Below are 17,978 nucleotides of genomic sequence, written 5' to 3'. Positions count from 1 at the left end.
ATAGAAACATTTATTAGTAACCAATATTAGTTGATTAAAAAAAACATATTTTTTATCTATCCCTCTTAAAAAGTTGTGAAGAACAAGTAGATATCCTCATTGAAAGCTAGATTACAACACGGAGAAAACCTTTCTTTTAAAGCATTCGCTTTACTACATGAGGAAGATATTTGTGTTAAGTTAGGAAAAAGAAAGAAGATATTTTGAAGCGGATTCTAAAAGATGACTTATGTAGAGCATGTCCTAGAGCTAAGAGGTGTTTTTTAAAGAAGAAGGGGAAAAGTCGCTACTCCCAATAAATTTTGTAACATAAAGTAAAAAATATAAAAAGAGGTGTGATTATGATTAAACCTGATTGGAAGGTTTTTGAGGCTAAATTTAGTGAAAATCCACAAGGTAATTTTGAATGGCTTTGCTATATTCTATTTTGTTTAGAGTTTAAAAAAGAAACAGGAATTTTCAGATATAAAAATCAATCTGGTATTGAAACAAATCCGATTTCGATAAATGAAGATGTCATAGGCTGGCAATCAAAATTTTATGATACAACTTTATCACCGCATAAGAAAGAATTAATAGATACTTTAGAAAAAAGTAAAAGGGATTATCCAGAAATAAATAAAATTATTTTTTATACTAATCAAGAATGGGGACAAAGCCATACTTCTGATAAACCAGAACAAAATGATCCTCAGGCTAAAATTGACGTTGAAGCTAAAGCTAATGAATTAGAAATTCAGATAGAATGGAGAACTGCTAGCTTTTTTGAATCTCCATTTGTGACTATGGAAAATGAATTAATGGCTAAACACTTTTTTACTTTCGAAACTAGTATTTTCCAAATGTTATTGGAAAAGGAATTACATACTGAGTCGATTTTAGAAGGAATTCAGACATCTATTTCTTTTCAAGATAAGAAAATAGAAATTAATAGAACCAATCTATTGCAAGGTATTTTAGATAAGATGGAAAGTGAACAAGTTTTAGTTGTTTCAGGAATAGGTGGTGTTGGCAAAACAGCCGTTATTAAAAAGTTATATGAAGATATGAAGGTTGATAGTTCTTTTTATATTTTCAAAGCTAGTGAGTTTGAAACTAACCAGATAAATAATCTCTTTAATGGTTGTAGTTTTAATGATTTTATAGAAGTTCATAAAGAAGATGAAAAAAAGGTGATAGTAGTTGATTCTGCTGAAAAGATATTAGACTTAGAAAAAACAGATCCATTTAATGAATTTATCAATACTTTAATTAAGTGTAGATGGAAAATTATTTTTACTGCAAGAAGTAATTATTTGTCTGATTTAGATATGCAGTTTATAGATCATTATAAAGTTAAGCCGTTCAAATTTTATATTGAGTCTTTAACTTCGGAAGAATTAACCGAATACGCTCAAGAATATGATTTTAATTTGCCTAGTGATGAAAAATTGTTAGAAGTGCTTAGAAATCCCTTTTATTTGAATGAGTATTTAAGACTTTATGATAAAGAAGAATTAATTAATTATAAAAATTTTAAAGATAAGCTATGGGATAAGGTAATAAAAAAATCGAAGCCAGCTAGAGAACAATGTTTTATGAAAATTGCTTTTCAAAGAGCAGATGAAGGACAATTTTTCATTTCACCAAATTCTGATGTAATGACAATGTCGTCTTTCGTACAAGATGGTGTATTGGGCTATGAAACAGCAGGTTATTTTATTGCACATGATATATATGAAGAATGGGCATTAGAGAAGAAAATAGACTCTGAATTTGTTAAAAGAGTTAATTTACAAGGTTTTTTCAATCAAATAGGAGAATCCTTGCCTATTCGTCGGAGTTTTAGAAAATGGGTATCTGATAAGCTTTTACAAGAAGATAGTTCAATTGAAAATCTAATTGAAGAGGTTTTTGAAGCCGAAGATATACCTTATTTTTGGAAAGATGAAATTTTAGTATCTATTTTACTTTCACCATACTCTGATAATTTTATCAGCCTATTTGAAAAAGAAATATTTGAAGATAATTGTAAGTTGTTAAAAAGAATCACTTTTTTACTGAGGGTAGCATGCAAAGAAGTTGATGAAGACTATCTTAAATTAATTGGTTTAGATAGATATTCAATATCACATATGAAATATATAGTAACAAAACCAAAAGGGCATGGCTGGAACAGTGTAATTAAGCTGATTTATCAATATAAAGAGTCTTTTGAAATAGAAACAATAAATTATATATTACCTGTAATTTACGAATGGAATAACAAATATAAAAGCGGTGAATCTACAAGATTAGCGGCTTTATTAGCATTGAGATACTATAAGCTAATTAGTGAAAAAGATAATTATGCTTTCAGAGAAAATGAAACTGAAGAAAAAGTAATCCAAACTATTTTATATGGGGCAAGTGAAATTAGTAGTGAACTTACAACGATTTTTTCAGAAGTAATTGATAATAATTGGAGAAAATATAGGGACCCATACTATAGCCTGGTAAATGCTATTTTATCTAAGTTGGGTGACAACCAAGAAGTTTTGAAGGTACTTCCTAGTTATGTATTACAGTTAGCAGAATTATATTGGATTAAACCAGATGAACCACCTCATCCATATTACAGTAGCTCAGATATCTCAGATGAATTTTCAATTTGTAGTAATAAAATGGATTACTCTCCAGCCAGTGCATTTCAAACTCCTGTATATTGGTTATTGAATTACGCTTTTAAAGAAACTATTGATTTTATTATTAGATTAGTAAATCATACTGCTGAAAGTTACGCAAATTCTGATCTAAGTAAAGGAGAAGTAGAAGAGGTAGAAGTAAATATTAACAATAAGGTGATTAAACAATATGTAAGTGATAGACTATGGAATACTTATCGAGGAACACAGGTTTCACCGGAAATACTTGAATCTGTACATATGGCACTAGAAAAATTTTTGTTGGAACAGTCGAAACGGACAGATTCAGAAATATTGGAAAATAATCTATTATATTTGATTGAAAAATCGAAGTCTGCTTCTATAACTGCGATGGTTGCAAGTATAGTAATAGCTAATTATGAAAAAACATTTAATGTAGCAAAGGTATTATTTAAAACTAAAAAATTCTTTTTTTACGATATCACTAGATCGGTTTTAGAACAAACAGCAATAAGTACATTTAGAATGGGTTATGGGATGATCGCTAAACATAAAGTTCATCAGGACGAAAGAATACAAAGTTGTGGCTATGATCATAGAAAAAAAACACTTGAAACAATTGCTCTGATGTATCAGTTCTTTAGAAATGAGGATACAACAGATGATGAAGCAACTGAAAGAATGGAAACTTTATGGGGTATTTTTGATGATTATTATTTGGAACTTGAAAAGACATCCTTTGAAGAAGATAAAACATGGCGACTGTTCTTAGCGCGTATGGATAGAAGAAAAATGAACCCTATTGTTGAGGAAATTGAGCAAGGTATCCAAATTGATTTTAATCCAGAGCTAGAGCCAGAATTAATAGAATACAGTGAATCTGCTCTTCAAAAAAGCTCCGAGGCTACTAAGTATTTACCATTAAGATTATGGTCTGATTATAAATTTAAAAATGACATTAAATTCAGGGAATATAATAAATATGAAGAAGATCCTTTATTAGCTTTGGCAGAAATCAGAGAGATGCATAAAGAAATACAAGATAGACATGTAGAAAATTCTTTTTTTTCCAGAGGTATTCCCTCGTATGTATGTGCAGTTTTAATTCGAGATTATTTTGAGATTCTTTCAGAATCCGACAAAGAATTTTGTAAAGAAGTTATTCTAACTTTCGCTTCATCTTCTTTAAGGGGCAATTACGCATATCAAATTGGAGATGGTGTTGAAGCTGCTATTGCGATCTTACCGATTTTGTTGAGGTATTTCCCAGAAGAAAGTGAACTTGTTAAAGGCATTCTATTAATTACCCTGTTCGATAGTAATCCTATAGGAATAACTACGGACTTTTCAAGTTATTCAACTAAAGCAATCTTAAATGAATTGTGGGATACAAACTTTGAAGATGCACAATCTTTATTATTGGGATACTTATATTTAAAACCTAAGTATGAAGATATGCGAGAAAAATTACGTATAGAGAATTTTAATAAGCATAGAAGTTTGGGTGTTGATGAAGACTTTTTACAAAAGTTCATAGAAGAATATGAAGCCGATATAGACAAATTTATGGGGAATAAAATTATATTTGAAGAAATTGAAAATATTAGCGATATTTCTCCACGTATTTTAAAAACAGCATTTCAATTAATTCCACTCGGAACTAATAATGTCGTTCATAAGTGTTTAATTAAAAGTATAGTAACAGTGTTTGCTGAAAAGCTATTACTGGATGATCGAAGAAATAAAATGGATTACAAAGTCAGTCATGATTTTCTGGTGAAGTTAGCAGAAATTGTATTGTCTGCTTCGAGTAATGATATACAAGAATATTTGAGTCCATTTATAGAAAAATTTAATAATAATGAATCTATGGCTGACCTATTTAAAGAATTTATTTATGTAGAAGATATCCTAAAAAAATATGATGAATTTTGGTTGGTATGGGATTTGTTTTTTGAAAAAGTTGTTGAATTAAACCAAAAACGTAAAAATAGTTACGGTAATTCGCGACTAATTAAAAGCTTTCTTTTTGCCGAAACATTGTGGAACGATAACATCAAAGAATGGCACTCTTTAAATGAACAAAATAAAAGATTCTTAATGAAAGTTACAAGACGATTAGGCGATGCACCGGCAGCTTTATATTCAATTGCTAAGTTATTAAATGGGATTGGACAACATTTCATTAAAGAAGGAATATCGTGGATTTCAAGTATGTTATCTAATAATAGGGATTTATGGAACGATGAACTAGAAGATTATACTATCTATTATTTAGAGAGTGTTACTAAAAAATATATTCACATCAATCGTGAGAATATCCGACGAGAAGCTAGGTTAAAGCGGGAAGTTCTAACTGTACTAGACTTTCTAGTTGAAAAGGGATCGGTAGCCGGATATATGTTAAGAGAAAGTATCTTATAAAATACAGACTAAAGATTCAATTGGTCATGGATATACCATCATTCATTCAGTGTTAAAAGTTTAGTAATAAGGTGATTCGACTACATCTTATTCATTAACTGTCTACTCTCAACACTCACCACACGTCGAGAGCGTTCCCTTGTTCGTCCGTAACTAAATCCAAAAATGCCTCTTTCCTTAAAGGAAGGAGGCATTTTTATACTCATTTGTGCTGATTGTCATTCAGCTTCTGTTGATTCATCCTCATTAGCCGATTGTGCTGTATTCGGGAACAACTCAGCAAGAACACGTTCACTTGCCGTGCCATCATCTAGACTACAGAACCGCTCGAGGAAACGGTCATACTTTTCTTGATAAGCGAGAGATTTCGTATCGATTTGTTCGATATAATCGATGACTTGATCCGTCTCTTTCAAGAGTGGTCCCGGAACGACTGCTTCAAAATCGAAGTAGAATCCACGTAACGTCGACGCATATTTCTCTAAGTCATACGTAAAGAAAATCATTGGACGCTGTAAGTGTGCGTAATCGAAGAAGACAGACGAATAGTCAGTGATCAGTACGTCACTGATCAAGTACAACTCTGCGATATCGCCGTACGAAGAGACGTCATAGGCGAATCCTTCGTGTCCACTAATGTCCATGTTTTGAGCGATCAAGTAATGCATCCGGAGCAAGACGACATAATCGTCACCAAGGCGTGCCTGCATCTCATTCAAGTCGAGCTGGAGATCAAAACGATATTTTCCACGAGCGATGAACTCGTCATCTCGCCATGTCGGTGCATATAAGACGACTTTCTTTTCAGCAGGGATATCCAGGCGTGCTTTGATTTCACTGATTAAACCAGCTTGATCGTCTGCATACAAGAGGTCGTTTCGTGGGTATCCCGCCTCAAGCATCGTGTTTTGGAAACCGAACGCACTCTTGAAAATTTCGCTCGAATAGGCATTCGGAGAAATGAGGTAGTTCCATTCCTGTGCTTGGTTGTAGAAGTTCCGTTTGTAGCGGGTTGCATTCGTTCCTGCCATATGGACTTCTTCCATGTCGAGACCTAGTCGTTTTAATGGTGTACCGTGCCATGTCTGGAGATAGATCGTCTCTTCGCGTTTCGTTAAGCTGAGTGGCTGACGCGTATTGAAAATCCAGTACTTCGCACGTGCCATCGCTTGGTAATACGCGAAGCTGTTTTTGAGCACCCAGTTTGGGCAAGCTTCCTTGACGTCATCTGAAGGCTCATTCGCGAAAATCCAGACGAGCTCAAGCTCTGGGCGTTGTTCTTTTAATTTCAGATAAAGAGCCTTCGGATTATCGGAGTAGCTTCGTCCGAGGAAACTCTCGAATAAGACAAGGTTCTCTTTGACCGGCATCTTTTGGAACAGACGATAGAGCATGAGACCGTTCTTGATTTTTTTACGTCGCGCCGTCCGTAACGTTTGTTTTGTCTTAACAGCAGTGATATATGAACGGAACATGATATATGAACCCGTTGACCATGCTTGCAGGTACTTACTCTGTGCCTTCGTTCGTCTTAAATCGTAAGCGACATGACGGAAGACGTCTGCCTGCTGACTTTTTGAAGAGCTTCGCTCAAGCAATGCGCGACCACGTTTTGAGATGAAACGTTTGTACCATGTATTCAAGAACTTTTGAACGTCATGATCCTGCGTATGGGCAGATAACATGCCATAAATTCGTGAGATATCGGACAATGTCGTGATATCGCGTGCTTGATAGAGCGATTGTCCTTCGAGTGGCGTACTGCGTGAGTTTCGACCATAGACGACGTAACTGACCGATGTCAGGTTCGTCAATTTCGAGATGATCGTATGGGCGATGATCGTATCGGCGAACCATCTTGTCTCAAGAACCGGCAAATCGTTCAACAAATCCTTTTTGATCATCCAACCATGAATCGTCGTCAGATGACGTGAACTGAACTTTGTACGGGTATAGAAGAAATAACGATCATCATCGATCGGCATGAGCCATTTCTTCTTGTTGTAGACGGGCGAGACTTTACCGATGATGACTTCACCTCGTGATTTCTCATAGGCTTTGATATACGTATAGAGCGCACGTGGTGCGAGGATATCATCGCTATCGAGGAAGGTAACGTAATCACCTGTCGCGACTTCAAGACCGCGTCGACGTGCAGCGTAAGTTCCTTGATGCGCCTGTTCCACGATCGTACATGTCGGATAGAGGGAACGGAGCTCATCGATGTATGTGCTCGGACCATCAAAGACGACGACGATTTCCACCGGGATAGATACCTTCTGGTCGAGAACGGATTGAATGGCTGCCTTCGTTTGTGATTCAGTTTGATAGACAGGAATGATGACACTAATTGAGTTCATGTTGATTCTCCTTTTTGATGAAAGAATCCGTCAAAAACGGATTCACGAAAATAGTTCCTGTTGAATAGGATATCACAAAACGAAAAAAAGGCACGACTCTCTTAAAATTCACTTCGTTGTCGATAATGCGTTGGGGTCTCACCGGTCGTCTGTTTAAAAGCTTGACTAAAATGACTTTGGCTCGAGAAATGCAACTTGTTTGAGATGTCAAGCAGCGAGTCGTCGGAAGAACGTAAGAGGCGCTTCGCTTCCCGGATGCGTTCCCGGATGACGTATCGGGCAAGTGGTAACCCTGTTTCATCTTTAAATAGAACGGACAAATAATTAGACGAGACATGGATGGCTTGACTGATCGATGAGACAGACAATGGTTCATAGAGATGTTGCTGAATATAGCGAATCGCAGCCAGTACATGTGGGGAATGCCGTAGCGCCTGAAGTTCCTTGACGGCTTCTGCAAATGACACCGTAATACGGACGTGACGATTGCGGAGTTCGGCAATACTCGTCGCTGCTTCGATCGTCTCGATCATCCGGTCGCTTAAAGAGAACGCTTCATCGGGTTCGAGTCCTCCGCGAATCGCAGCGCGTGCGCTCAACAGAACAGTTCCAAGCAACAGATTCTTTTCTGCACGTAACGGCTGATGTCGCGCGAGCGTTCCAAATTCACCATAAGCAGGTAAGGAGTAGGTCGTTGCGAGTCGCTCACTTTGACCCGTTGCGATCCAATCGATGATTTGTTGTTCCCGTTGCCATGCTTTACGATACGCGGTCACACCAGTATGCGAGGGAGCATCTGCGACGAGCGGAATTTCAGCTTCCTGAATCTCAGACAGCTGTTCGATTTCTCGCTTCGGCAATGCTTCCCCGTGCAACAAGCGATACATCAGATGGGCACAATCAATCAATCGGTTCTCCGTCGTGCGCGGCAAGACCTTATAAAACTGATGATACGCTTCGTCTTGAATGTGCGCCCGAAAAAGAGCGGATTGCAATAAAACAGGTCCAATCCGGTACATTCCTTGTTCCGGAACGTCTAAAAAGAGGTAAGCTGTTCCATCTTTCAGGGTATAGAGTAGAGGAGTCTTCTTAAGTACTGGCCATTCGTTCTCAATCGGCAAGGTTCCGGGATGAGGTGGAGCTTCTGGACGTAATGCAAGCGGAGTACCATGATGATCTCGGTACGTGACGAAAAAACCGGTCATCCCGTAAAGGTGCTCTGCGATTTGCGTCAAGTCAGATGTCGACAAGCGATTCATGACACGACTCCTTTCGAAATAAAGTGGATTGCTTCTAGTGTATGTCCTCTTTCACGGATAGTCGAGAACGAACCAAGAAAAAACGAAGCCTTCCGAAAAAGGCTTCGTCTGCACATGCAATCGGAAAAGCCGAGGGATCTTTTGAATCTTTCATCGTCCAGTAGTGCGAGAATGGATTCTTTACACAAAAATATTTCTTCTCAACAGGTAATCTCTTAAATGGATTCATCTGTCAAAGTAAGAATCTAGTCGGCAAGGCTTCTTCCGTTGCTTGCATCAACCCGTTGATGTTACCGGTCAGTTCATCTTTCATCTTGGAACATCGAAATAGTATAGCTAAATATGAAGGAATTATGTAGAGATTTTCATCATTTGAGAAATGAATCAACGCGGGGTTCATGATAAAATGAAAAGGGTGTCACAGAGTGGCTAGGGAGGAACAGAAATGAATATTGCTTTTTTCTTATTACCTAAAGATGAGGTGAAATATTTAGATCCTGAGTCAACGGTCAGACAAGCACTAGAAAAGATGAAACATCATCGTTTTACGTCGGTCCCACTCGTTGACAATAAAGGGAAATACGCAGGAACGCTGACAGAAGGCGATATCTTGTGGGCACTCGAAGCAAATCTCGAGCATGCCGATTATGACCACGTCTTGCAGACGCGATTAACCGATATCAAACAACGCGTCCGTTATAAACCAGTTTCAATTACAGCGCAAATGGAAGAGATGATTGAAGTCATTACCGATCAAAATTTCGTCCCCGTCATTGATGACGGAAGACATTTTATCGGGATCATCCGACGACGTGATATCATCGATTATTTTGCTAAAAAAGTAGCACGAGAGAATGTCAGTTATTAAAAATGAATAAAACTAGTAAAAAAAGCACTTATTTTCACAGAAATGTGGGAAGAAGTGCTTTTTATTGCCCCAAAACGACTTCACGAAACGGGAGGAGACGACGATATAGAAGCATAATGACAATTTAGGGAGGACGATGTGTTGCGACGTTTATCACCAGTCTTCATCGTAGAAGCTTTTCGAAGACGCTCCTACTATAAAACGTTCTCATGGATGATTGCGATCATCGGTTTGGTGGCGTTGATCGTCGCGTGTCAGCATTTGACGAAAACGTTGGATGAAGGGTATCGCTTCAAGGAATCGGGTAAAACGATTGCCGAAGTGACACCTTTTAATCGTGCCGAACAAGAAGTGACGCGTTACTATTTTTCATCTTTGAATGACGACACTGATTTGGCGCAAGCTTCAGAACGGGCCAATCGATCGCTCGAACAATTGACGGACCGGCTTCCGAATATGAAAGCGACCGAGTCGACACGCGAAGAAGTCCTGACAGAAATCCAAAAACTACAACGACAAGGATACGAATCGAATCATCGCTTTTTCACGACGATGACGAACTTCAAAAGTGAAATCATCTTCAATCAGCTCGTGCTAAGTAAAGAAACAGGGTCTTATTATAATGTGTTCTCCAATCTGATTTTGATGGAAGAACAACTGGGTAAGTCCGCTGAAATCTTGAAGAATGCCCGACAAAAAGAAGAACCTAGTTCCATAGATCAGTTACGGATTCAACAGATGCGGATCGATTTACCTTTGCGACAGGAGTCGCTCATCAAATCCTTGTACGACGTGATTCCGCTTCAAAATGATGCAGGACGTCAGGATATCGCAATCATGCGGGAACAGATGGATGCCTACACACAAACGCTCGATGACCTATTACGTGCTCCGAAAGATTCAACGTACGTTGCGTTAGCAAATCAAGCCGAACAATATGAATCCAGCATGTATCGTCTATACGATCAAGAACTTAATCAAGTCGCGCAAGAAATGCAAGATCGAGGCAATCAAATCATTCGTAATGCCTGGCTTCTGTTTGGCGCGACCAGTGTCTTGATTCTTGGATTATTGATATTGACCTTATCGTTATTACGCGCGTTTCGCCAAGACCTTTCTTTACTGAAGGGAGAAGCGAATACCTTCGCGGAAGACCGCCGACAATCCGGTTATAACGTACCAGAGCGAAATGATTTCCAGCCCGTCGTCCAAGCCTTTCGGACGATGACGGCCATCATTGCTGGGTTATTAGACCATAGTGATGCGAAGACAAAAGAGATTAAACAAAAGAAAGCGGAAATCGAATCACTCTTTTCCCAAAATACCGATCCAATCTTTGCGATGTCATCGGATTACACGATCGTGAACGGGAATGAACGCTTTCGACAATTAACGGATGCGCCGGCGGGATGGACGATTGAAGAACTGATTCATCCGGCTGATTTGAACCGGATGCGCCGGGCGTTGAGACGATCGCTGGAAGGGCAGAGTCAGACGATTCGTTGTAAGATGCTCTTTAATGAAAAGATTTTGAACATGTTCGTCAATATCATCCACGTCGCAAACAAAGAGGATGACACAGGCGTCGCACTCTACTTATCCTGCCATGATGAGACGGATCAGTTCCGGCGGGAAGAACGAATCACACAACTCGCACTCTTCGATATGTTGACGGGCTTGTTGAACCGGAATGGTTTCGAGCAAAAGATGGCAGATGCCCTAAAAGCACCTCAACCGGGAGAACTCGTCACTATCAGCGTCCGGCAATTCCGACGAATCAATGATATCTACGGACATGGTGCGGGAGATCAGATTCTAAAAGATCTTGCGAATCGCCTCAAGCATCATTTCATCGGAACGGGACAAGCAGCACGGATTGGTGGAGATGAATTCGCCGTGTTGGTCGGACAACAGGATATCGTCGATTACCAGAAATTAAAGCAGGTCATCGAACATGTCTATGAGATTAACGGAGAATACGTCAATGTCAGTATCAGCATGAGCATGGTCCGTTACCCGGATGATGCAGTGGCGGTCACCTCCTTATTATCCTCAGTTGATATCGCGATGCAACATGCGAAACAACAGACAGAGGGTGGACCAATCTGGTTCGAGTCCTGGATGAGTGCGGAGTATCTTGAATCGGTTGCCCTCGAAGGGGAATTACGAGAAGCGATCGAGAAGAACGAGCTACAATTGTTCTATCAACCACAGATTAATCTCGCAACAGGTCAGGTCGATGGCTGTGAAGCACTCTTGCGTTGGTTCCACCCTGAACGGGGAATGATTAGTCCAGCAATCTTCATTCCGATCGCTGAACGATCGATGTTGATTGAAGAGATTGGGATGTGGGTCGTTGCTGAAACGGTTCGACAAGTCGAAGAGTGGAAGGACACGGAGCTCGGAATACTACGTGTCTCAGCGAACTTATCCGTCAAAGAGCTCGTCTCCGGTCGAATCGTCGATTACCTGACCGATGTCCGAGAGATTCATCCGGGGATTGAACAACGGATGGAACTTGAAATCACGGAATCGTTTGGTGTCTTTTCAGACACACGCGTATTTGATGCCTTACAGACATTGCACCAGATGGGATATCGTCTTGCGATTGACGACTTTGGTACGGGGTATTCTTCCTTGTCGTACTTAAGTCGATTACCGATCCAGCGGCTAAAAATTGATCGTTCGTTCATCAGTGGTCCGGATGCGTGTTCAAACGCACCGCTCATCGAGACGATCATCAAGCTTGCTCATACGCTGAAGTATGACGTCGTCGCTGAAGGAATCGAGGAACTTGAACAAGCGGATCATTTACGAGTGCTTGACTGTGAGTATGCGCAAGGATTCTATTATTCAAGACCGATTCCAGCTGACGAGTTTCGGGTCTGGTACGGGAAGTACCATGAAAAGCTTCTATCTGAATGAAATGAGTCCTATCGTCGTTTTACGAACGTTTTTGTCATCCTTGCTTTCCACAGGCGGGAGGTAAGCCGCGGCACCACGCACTCCATTCGGTGTGCCGGGTCTTACCTAACCCTGACGAAAGCGGAAGTCATGCTTTCTTTTCCTCTAGGAGTCAAGGATGAACATATACGTTCTATAATCATGTAGCAAAAAAGAAGAGGCGTTTTCCAGATGATATTCTGGAAAACGCCTCTTCTTTTATTGATGTTGCTCGAGATGTTCTGACTTTTAGCCAGTACGACCTTGCACGCAAAGAATTAAACGCGATCGAGCACGATGTCGTCTGCTTGTTCAAGGTAGGTTTTAACCGGTGCGACGGCTGCCTCGACCGTACCTGGTGCGAACGGAGACTTCAATCCAGCACGTTCGACGAGCGTGAGGAAGCTTTCCGATCCGCCGGCACGACAGAGATCGAGATACGACTTCCAAGCCGCTTCCCGGTCTTGTTCCATCCATGCATAGAACTGGAAGGCACAGACTTGAGCAAGTGTGTAATCGATATAGTAGAACGGACTACCGAAGACGTGTCCTTGTTGATGCCACCATGCACCTGAATCGAGATAATCGTTCGCTTCGTAATCACGATGCGGTAGGTATTTCTTCTCGATCGTCCGCCATGCTTCGCGACGCTCAGCTGGTGTCAATTCCGGTTGGTTGTAGATGACGTGTTGGAACTCGTCAATCGCAACGCCGTACGGAAGGAATGTGACGCTTCCTGCGAGGTGATTGAATTTGTATTTCGCTGTCTCTTCACCGAAGAACTCTTCCATCCACGGATAAGCGAAGAATTCCATCGACATCGAGTGGATCTCACACGCTTCATACGTTGGGAAAGCACTCTCTGGAGCTGTCAGGTGACGGCTCTCATAGACTTGGAAGGCGTGCCCGACTTCGTGAGTCAGGACATCGATGTCGCCTGCCGTTCCATTGAAGTTCGAGAAGATGAACGGGAGTTTTTCGTCTGCGATGTAGGTACAATACCCACCGCCGGCTTTCCCAGGCTTCGCCGTTAAATCGAGTGCTTCCCGGTCGAGCATGTAGTTGAAGAACTCGTTCGTCTCCGGTGACATCTCCGCATACATCTTTTTGCCGCCTTCGATGATGAACGACTCTTCGCCTTTCGGTGTCGCATTCCCAGACTTGAAGGCAAATCCTTCATCGTAGTAATACAACTGATCGACGCCGATCCGTCGTTGCTGGCGCTCTTTGAGTTGTGTCGCGAGTGGAACGATTGTCTCGCGGATTTGTTCGCGGTATTGTTCAACCATTGATTGGTTATAATCGACGCGGAGCATCCGTGCGTATCCGAGCTCGACGAACGATGGGAAACCGAGTGTCTTTGCGATATCTGTCCGGATCCGGACGAGTTTGTCGTAAATCGTATCGATTGCTTCACCATGCTCGTTTAAATAGCCATAGCGTGCTTCAGAAGCTGCTTTACGGACATCACGATCAGGGGATTGAAGATATGGACCGAACTGCGATAAGTTGAGCGTCTTGCCATCGAACTCGATTTGAGCAGAAGACATCAGTTTTGTATATTCACTCGAGAGACGGTTCTCTTCTTGGAGTTTCGGAATGATTTCTTCCGAGAACGTCTTCAGGCTCGCTTCAGCAATTAGGAATAACTGTTTGCCTTGCGTCTGTTTGAGTTCACTACGGAGTGGGTGCGTCGTCAACGCTTGATAATAGCTTGAGACATATCCTTGATAGATTGCACTCGCTTCATCAAAGAATCCTTGCTCCGTTTCGTAAAACGTATCACGTGTATCAATCGTATGACGGATCTCGACGAGCTGGCTTGCCGTTTCAAATTGATTTCTGAGGGTATTAATCTCAGTGATGGCTGCGTTTGCTTCATCTACCTGTGTGGCTTCCGTCAGTCGAGCGATCGCTTGATTCATTGATGTTTCAAGCAAGGCAAGGTCAGGACGGACATATGTAATTTCTGAAAATGGTAACATGTAAGCGCCTCCTTATGATTTCTAACTATTATCACACAAAAATACTTGCAAAACTAGAGGGACAAACGTATGCTTTTTGTGAGAACGTGAGCGAGCTGTCTAACAGCTTACTCCTATAAAAAATCGAAACTTCCATTCGGAAGAAAAACGATCGAGAAAGTAGAGGGATAGTATCATGGGATTCTTAAAAAAATTGTTTGGTGGTAACGACGCAGGAAACGCGAAAATCGCTTCTGCACTTACAGGTAAAATCGTCAACATCGAGAACGTACCCGATCAAGTTTTCTCTCAAAAAATGATGGGCGACGGTGTCGCGATCGAACCAACAGAAGGTAAAGTCGTCTCGCCGATCAACGCGACGGTCGAAACGATCTTCCCGACGAAACACGCAATCGGTCTTAAAGGTGAAGATGGTCTTGAACTCTTGATCCACGTTGGTCTTGATACCGTTAACCTCAAAGGCGAAGGCTTCACGGCTCACGTCCAGTCAGGTGACAAAGTCAAAGCAGGAGACGTCCTCGTCGAGTTCGACCTTGACTACATCCGTGCGAACGCACCATCGACGATCACACCGATCATCGTGACAAACCACGATCAATTCACGCTTTCAGCTGTACCAGCTGAAGGAACTTCTGTTGTCGCAGGTGACACAGAGCTCTTCAAAGCAACTCATAAATAAGATACGATATGCCTCCATCCCTTGCGGATGGGGGCTTTTTTGATGTCTCCTCCCTTGTCTTACCGTTTTGTAAGAGAAGTGAAAGCAAAGTCCATTTTGAGAAAAGCATGGAAGGACTAGACTAAGTGTAATGAATCAAACACAGGAGGCATTACAGATGAAAGCAATCTTACAAGCAGAACAAATCTCAAAAACCTATCAAACGAAAACCGCGCGCCACGAAGCACTGCGTCCGACGACGCTCCGTGTTCACGAAGGAGAGTTCGTCAGTATCATGGGTCCATCCGGTGCCGGGAAATCGACATTACTCAATTTATTATCGACGATCGATCAGCCGACGGACGGCTCGATTTTAATCAACGGAGCAGACGTGACGGCGATGAAGGAAAAACAATTGGCCCGCTTTCGCCGGGAACAACTCGGCTTCATTTTCCAGGATTTTAATCTCCTCGATACGATGACGGTCCGGGAAAACATCGCCTTACCGCTATCACTCGCGAACGTTGATAAAAAGATGATCTTAGAACGTGTCGATCGTGTGGCGCGCCAACTTGGTATCCACGACTTACTCGATAAACGTCCGGTCGAACTATCAGGTGGACAAAAACAACGGACAGCTGCCGCGCGTGCCATCATTCATGATCCGTCGCTCATTTTAGCCGACGAGCCGACCGGTGCGCTCGATTCGAAGTCCGCGACCGGATTGCTCGAAGCGATGCGATCACTGAATGATGAAGGCGCGACGATCTTGATGGTGACACACGATCCGATGACGGCGTCTTACGCGGAACGAATTCTGTTCGTCAAGGACGGAGAGCTGTTCAAGGAAGTCCATCGCTTCGGTTCGCAGAAGGAGTTCTTCGAACAGATCATGGAAGTCCAGCGTGAACTCGGAGGTGCCGTCCGTGAGCTTGTCTAAACTGGCGTTTCAAAATTTGAAGAACATTCGTCAAAACGTGATGTACCTCGGTGCGGTCACATTTGCGATTCTGATTTACTATACGTTCCTCGCGATTCGATCGAATGAAGCGATGCTTCAGGCGAACGAATTGTACGGAAAACTGGGAACAGTCTTTACCGGAGCAAGTGTCATTCTAGCGCTTTTCTCTGCCATCTTCATCTGGTATTCAAGTGACTTCTTTTTGCGCCGCCGTAAGAAGGAAATCGGACTTTATGCATTGCTTGGTTTAGAACGGGGGCAGATTGCTCGCCTGATCTTCCTTGAGACGATGGGGTATGGGGTGATTGGTCTGATCCTCGGGATTGCGATCGGTACCGTCGCTTCGAAATACTTCGTGCAGTTGCTGGCTTCCGTCATGGCGATGCAAGTCGATGCGACCTTTACGATCAGCGGAGCTTCCGTCATACAGACGATCGGTGTCTTCCTGTTGATTTTCTTAATCATCGCTTTACGTTCGGCACGAACGATTTATCGTTTTACATTGATCGAATTGTTCAAGGCAGAACAACAAGCGGAATCCCTTCCGAAAGTTCATCCGATTCTAGCCGTTCTTTCGGTCGTCTTGATCGGTGTCGGTTACTATTTAACGGGACAACCATTGATGGATCACTTTACGATCGTCGCACCGCTTTTGATGCTCTGCGTCATTCTCGGGACGTTCGGAACGATGAGTTATTTCACGATCTTCTTATTGCGCGTCTTAAGTAATCAAGCGCGGCACTTTAAAGGGACGAACTTAATTCTGCACGGGCAATTGTTGTCACGGATCAAATCGAATGCCGTCATGCTGTCGACGATTACGGTCATCACTGCGGTGACATTGACGACGGTCGGTACAGCGACATCGATCTATTACTTCATCGATCAGACGGTCGAGGAGCAAGTCCCGTACAGTCTGTCGATTGCGAGTAAACAAGCGGAAGCGGAAAAGCTGATTGCGAAGTCTGACCAGAAGATCGACAGCCGGACGATGGTCAACGTCAAGAACGTCGACCATGAGATGACCGACCTGCCGAACCCTTTGACGTTTACACGCTACTATGCGACGTACGCATATGAAGACCAGCCGGGACAATTCAGCTACGTCAACTATTCGGACTACGTCAAGCTCGCGAAAGCGAACGGGAAAACGGTCATCAAAGAACCGAAACAAGGCGAAGCGATCGTCCTTGAGACGTTCAAAGGAAATGATTTGTTGAAGATGAAAGTCAAATCGCCGGTCGGTGTTAAAATCAAGGACGTTCATGATTCCTTTCGTATCACCGCTGCGACGAATCTACCAATCGCTCAACTTTATGAGAAACAGCGACTTGCCTTCGTCGTAAACGATGATGCGTTCGCGAAGATCCCGGAAAAAGGCTTCACGCTGACGAATTATCAGTTCTCAGATGAACGTCATGACGATGGATTGATGAAACAGTTGACACAACTATATGGAAAACAAGCGGACACGGAGATGGCGGCTTATTATCCTGTCTACGCGATGACGACGGCAACGACCGGCTTACTCGCGTTTGCTGCCGGCTTCCTCGGACTCGTTTTCTTGCTTGCGACAGGTTCGATCATCTACTTCAAGATGCTCGCGGAAGCAGAAGAATCGAAACAACGGTTTGCCATCATCCAGAAGATTGGTGTCGATGAGAAGGAACAGACAGGCATCATCCGTCGCCTTGTTGGATTCGTCTTCTCTTTACCGTACGTGCTCGGACTCGTTCATAGTTTAGTGGCGATGCAGGTCTTGCAGAAACTGTTGAACTACAACATCGTTCGTCCGACATTACTTGCGATTGTTTGTTATACGATCGTCTATCTGATCTACTATATCGTCACGGTCCGTGCGTATCGCCGCATCGTCACGTGATGAACTAAATAGGG

At 42.1% G+C, this 17,978-nt stretch carries 9 protein-coding genes; 6 read left to right on the top strand and 3 right to left on the bottom strand.

What is annotated here, in order from left to right; translation table 11 throughout:
- Positions 1-341: 341 nt before the first annotated feature.
- Positions 342-5,048: an AVAST type 4 anti-phage nuclease Avs4 gene (gene avs4 / locus ESP131_RS15830; RefSeq protein ID WP_052169443.1), complete on the top strand. Its 4,707-nt coding sequence runs from the start codon at positions 342-344 to the stop codon at positions 5,046-5,048.
- 218 nt (positions 5,049-5,266) lie between these two features.
- Here the strand turns inward: avs4 and ESP131_RS16570 are convergent, their stop codons facing one another.
- Positions 5,267-7,408: a bifunctional glycosyltransferase/CDP-glycerol:glycerophosphate glycerophosphotransferase gene (locus ESP131_RS16570; RefSeq protein ID WP_083254822.1), complete on the bottom strand. Its 2,142-nt coding sequence runs from the start codon at positions 7,406-7,408 to the stop codon at positions 5,267-5,269.
- Positions 7,409-7,509: 101 nt separating this feature from the next.
- Positions 7,510-8,667 (bottom strand): helix-turn-helix domain-containing protein, encoded by a 1,158-nt coding sequence (locus ESP131_RS15820; RefSeq protein WP_047393095.1) that lies wholly within the window; start codon positions 8,665-8,667, stop codon positions 7,510-7,512.
- Positions 8,668-9,112: 445 nt separating this feature from the next.
- Here ESP131_RS15820 and ESP131_RS15815 point away from each other — a divergent pair, with 445 nt between their 5' ends.
- Together ESP131_RS15815 and ESP131_RS15810 are read left to right on the top strand one after the other, a co-directional pair.
- Positions 9,113-9,535: a CBS domain-containing protein gene (locus ESP131_RS15815; RefSeq protein WP_029342568.1), complete on the top strand. Its 423-nt coding sequence runs from the start codon at positions 9,113-9,115 to the stop codon at positions 9,533-9,535.
- A 138-nt stretch (positions 9,536-9,673) separates the two neighbouring features.
- Positions 9,674-12,460, top strand: coding sequence for a putative bifunctional diguanylate cyclase/phosphodiesterase (locus tag ESP131_RS15810; RefSeq protein WP_069940953.1), 2,787 nt, complete (start codon positions 9,674-9,676; stop codon positions 12,458-12,460).
- Between the two features lie 296 nt (positions 12,461-12,756).
- On the opposite strand, the gene ESP131_RS15805 is transcribed toward ESP131_RS15810, so the two are convergent.
- Positions 12,757-14,463, bottom strand: coding sequence for a M3 family oligoendopeptidase (locus ESP131_RS15805; RefSeq protein ID WP_069940952.1), 1,707 nt, complete (start codon positions 14,461-14,463; stop codon positions 12,757-12,759).
- 175 nt (positions 14,464-14,638) lie between these two features.
- Here ESP131_RS15805 and ESP131_RS15800 point away from each other — a divergent pair, with 175 nt between their 5' ends.
- The 3 genes from ESP131_RS15800 (at position 14,639) to ESP131_RS15790 (ending at position 17,964) form a co-directional block, all read left to right on the top strand.
- Entirely contained in the window at positions 14,639-15,142 is a 504-nt protein-coding gene (locus tag ESP131_RS15800; protein WP_035396161.1) for a PTS sugar transporter subunit IIA, read from the top strand.
- Positions 15,143-15,299: 157 nt separating this feature from the next.
- Positions 15,300-16,061 (top strand): ABC transporter ATP-binding protein, encoded by a 762-nt coding sequence (locus ESP131_RS15795; RefSeq protein ID WP_047393111.1) that lies wholly within the window; start codon positions 15,300-15,302, stop codon positions 16,059-16,061.
- Positions 16,048-17,964, top strand: a complete 1,917-nt coding sequence (locus ESP131_RS15790) for an ABC transporter permease (protein WP_069940951.1) — start codon at positions 16,048-16,050, stop codon at positions 17,962-17,964. Before ESP131_RS15795 ends, ESP131_RS15790 begins: the two co-directional genes overlap by 14 nt.
- Positions 17,965-17,978 lie beyond the last annotated feature (14 nt).

The sequence above is a fragment of the Exiguobacterium sp. U13-1 genome (assembly GCF_001750115.1).
GTDB lineage: Bacteria > Bacillota > Bacilli > Exiguobacteriales > Exiguobacteriaceae > Exiguobacterium_A > Exiguobacterium_A acetylicum.
This window is presented reverse-complemented; position numbering and strand designations above follow the sequence as displayed.

What these genes read in the sequence shown, in the direction of transcription:
- ESP131_RS15800 (WP_035396161.1), top strand. Translation starts at nt 14,639, where the DNA reads ATGGGATTCTTAAAAAAATTGTTTGGTGGTAACGACGCAGGAAACGCG.
- ESP131_RS15820 (WP_047393095.1), bottom strand. Translation starts at nt 8,667, where the DNA reads ATGAATCGCTTGTCGACATCTGACTTGACGCAAATCGCAGAGCACCTT.
- ESP131_RS15815 (WP_029342568.1), top strand. Translation starts at nt 9,113, where the DNA reads ATGAATATTGCTTTTTTCTTATTACCTAAAGATGAGGTGAAATATTTA.
- ESP131_RS15805 (WP_069940952.1), bottom strand. Translation starts at nt 14,463, where the DNA reads ATGTTACCATTTTCAGAAATTACATATGTCCGTCCTGACCTTGCCTTG.
- ESP131_RS16570 (WP_083254822.1), bottom strand. Translation starts at nt 7,408, where the DNA reads ATGAACTCAATTAGTGTCATCATTCCTGTCTATCAAACTGAATCACAA.
- ESP131_RS15795 (WP_047393111.1), top strand. Translation starts at nt 15,300, where the DNA reads ATGAAAGCAATCTTACAAGCAGAACAAATCTCAAAAACCTATCAAACG.
- avs4 (WP_052169443.1), top strand. Translation starts at nt 342, where the DNA reads ATGATTAAACCTGATTGGAAGGTTTTTGAGGCTAAATTTAGTGAAAAT.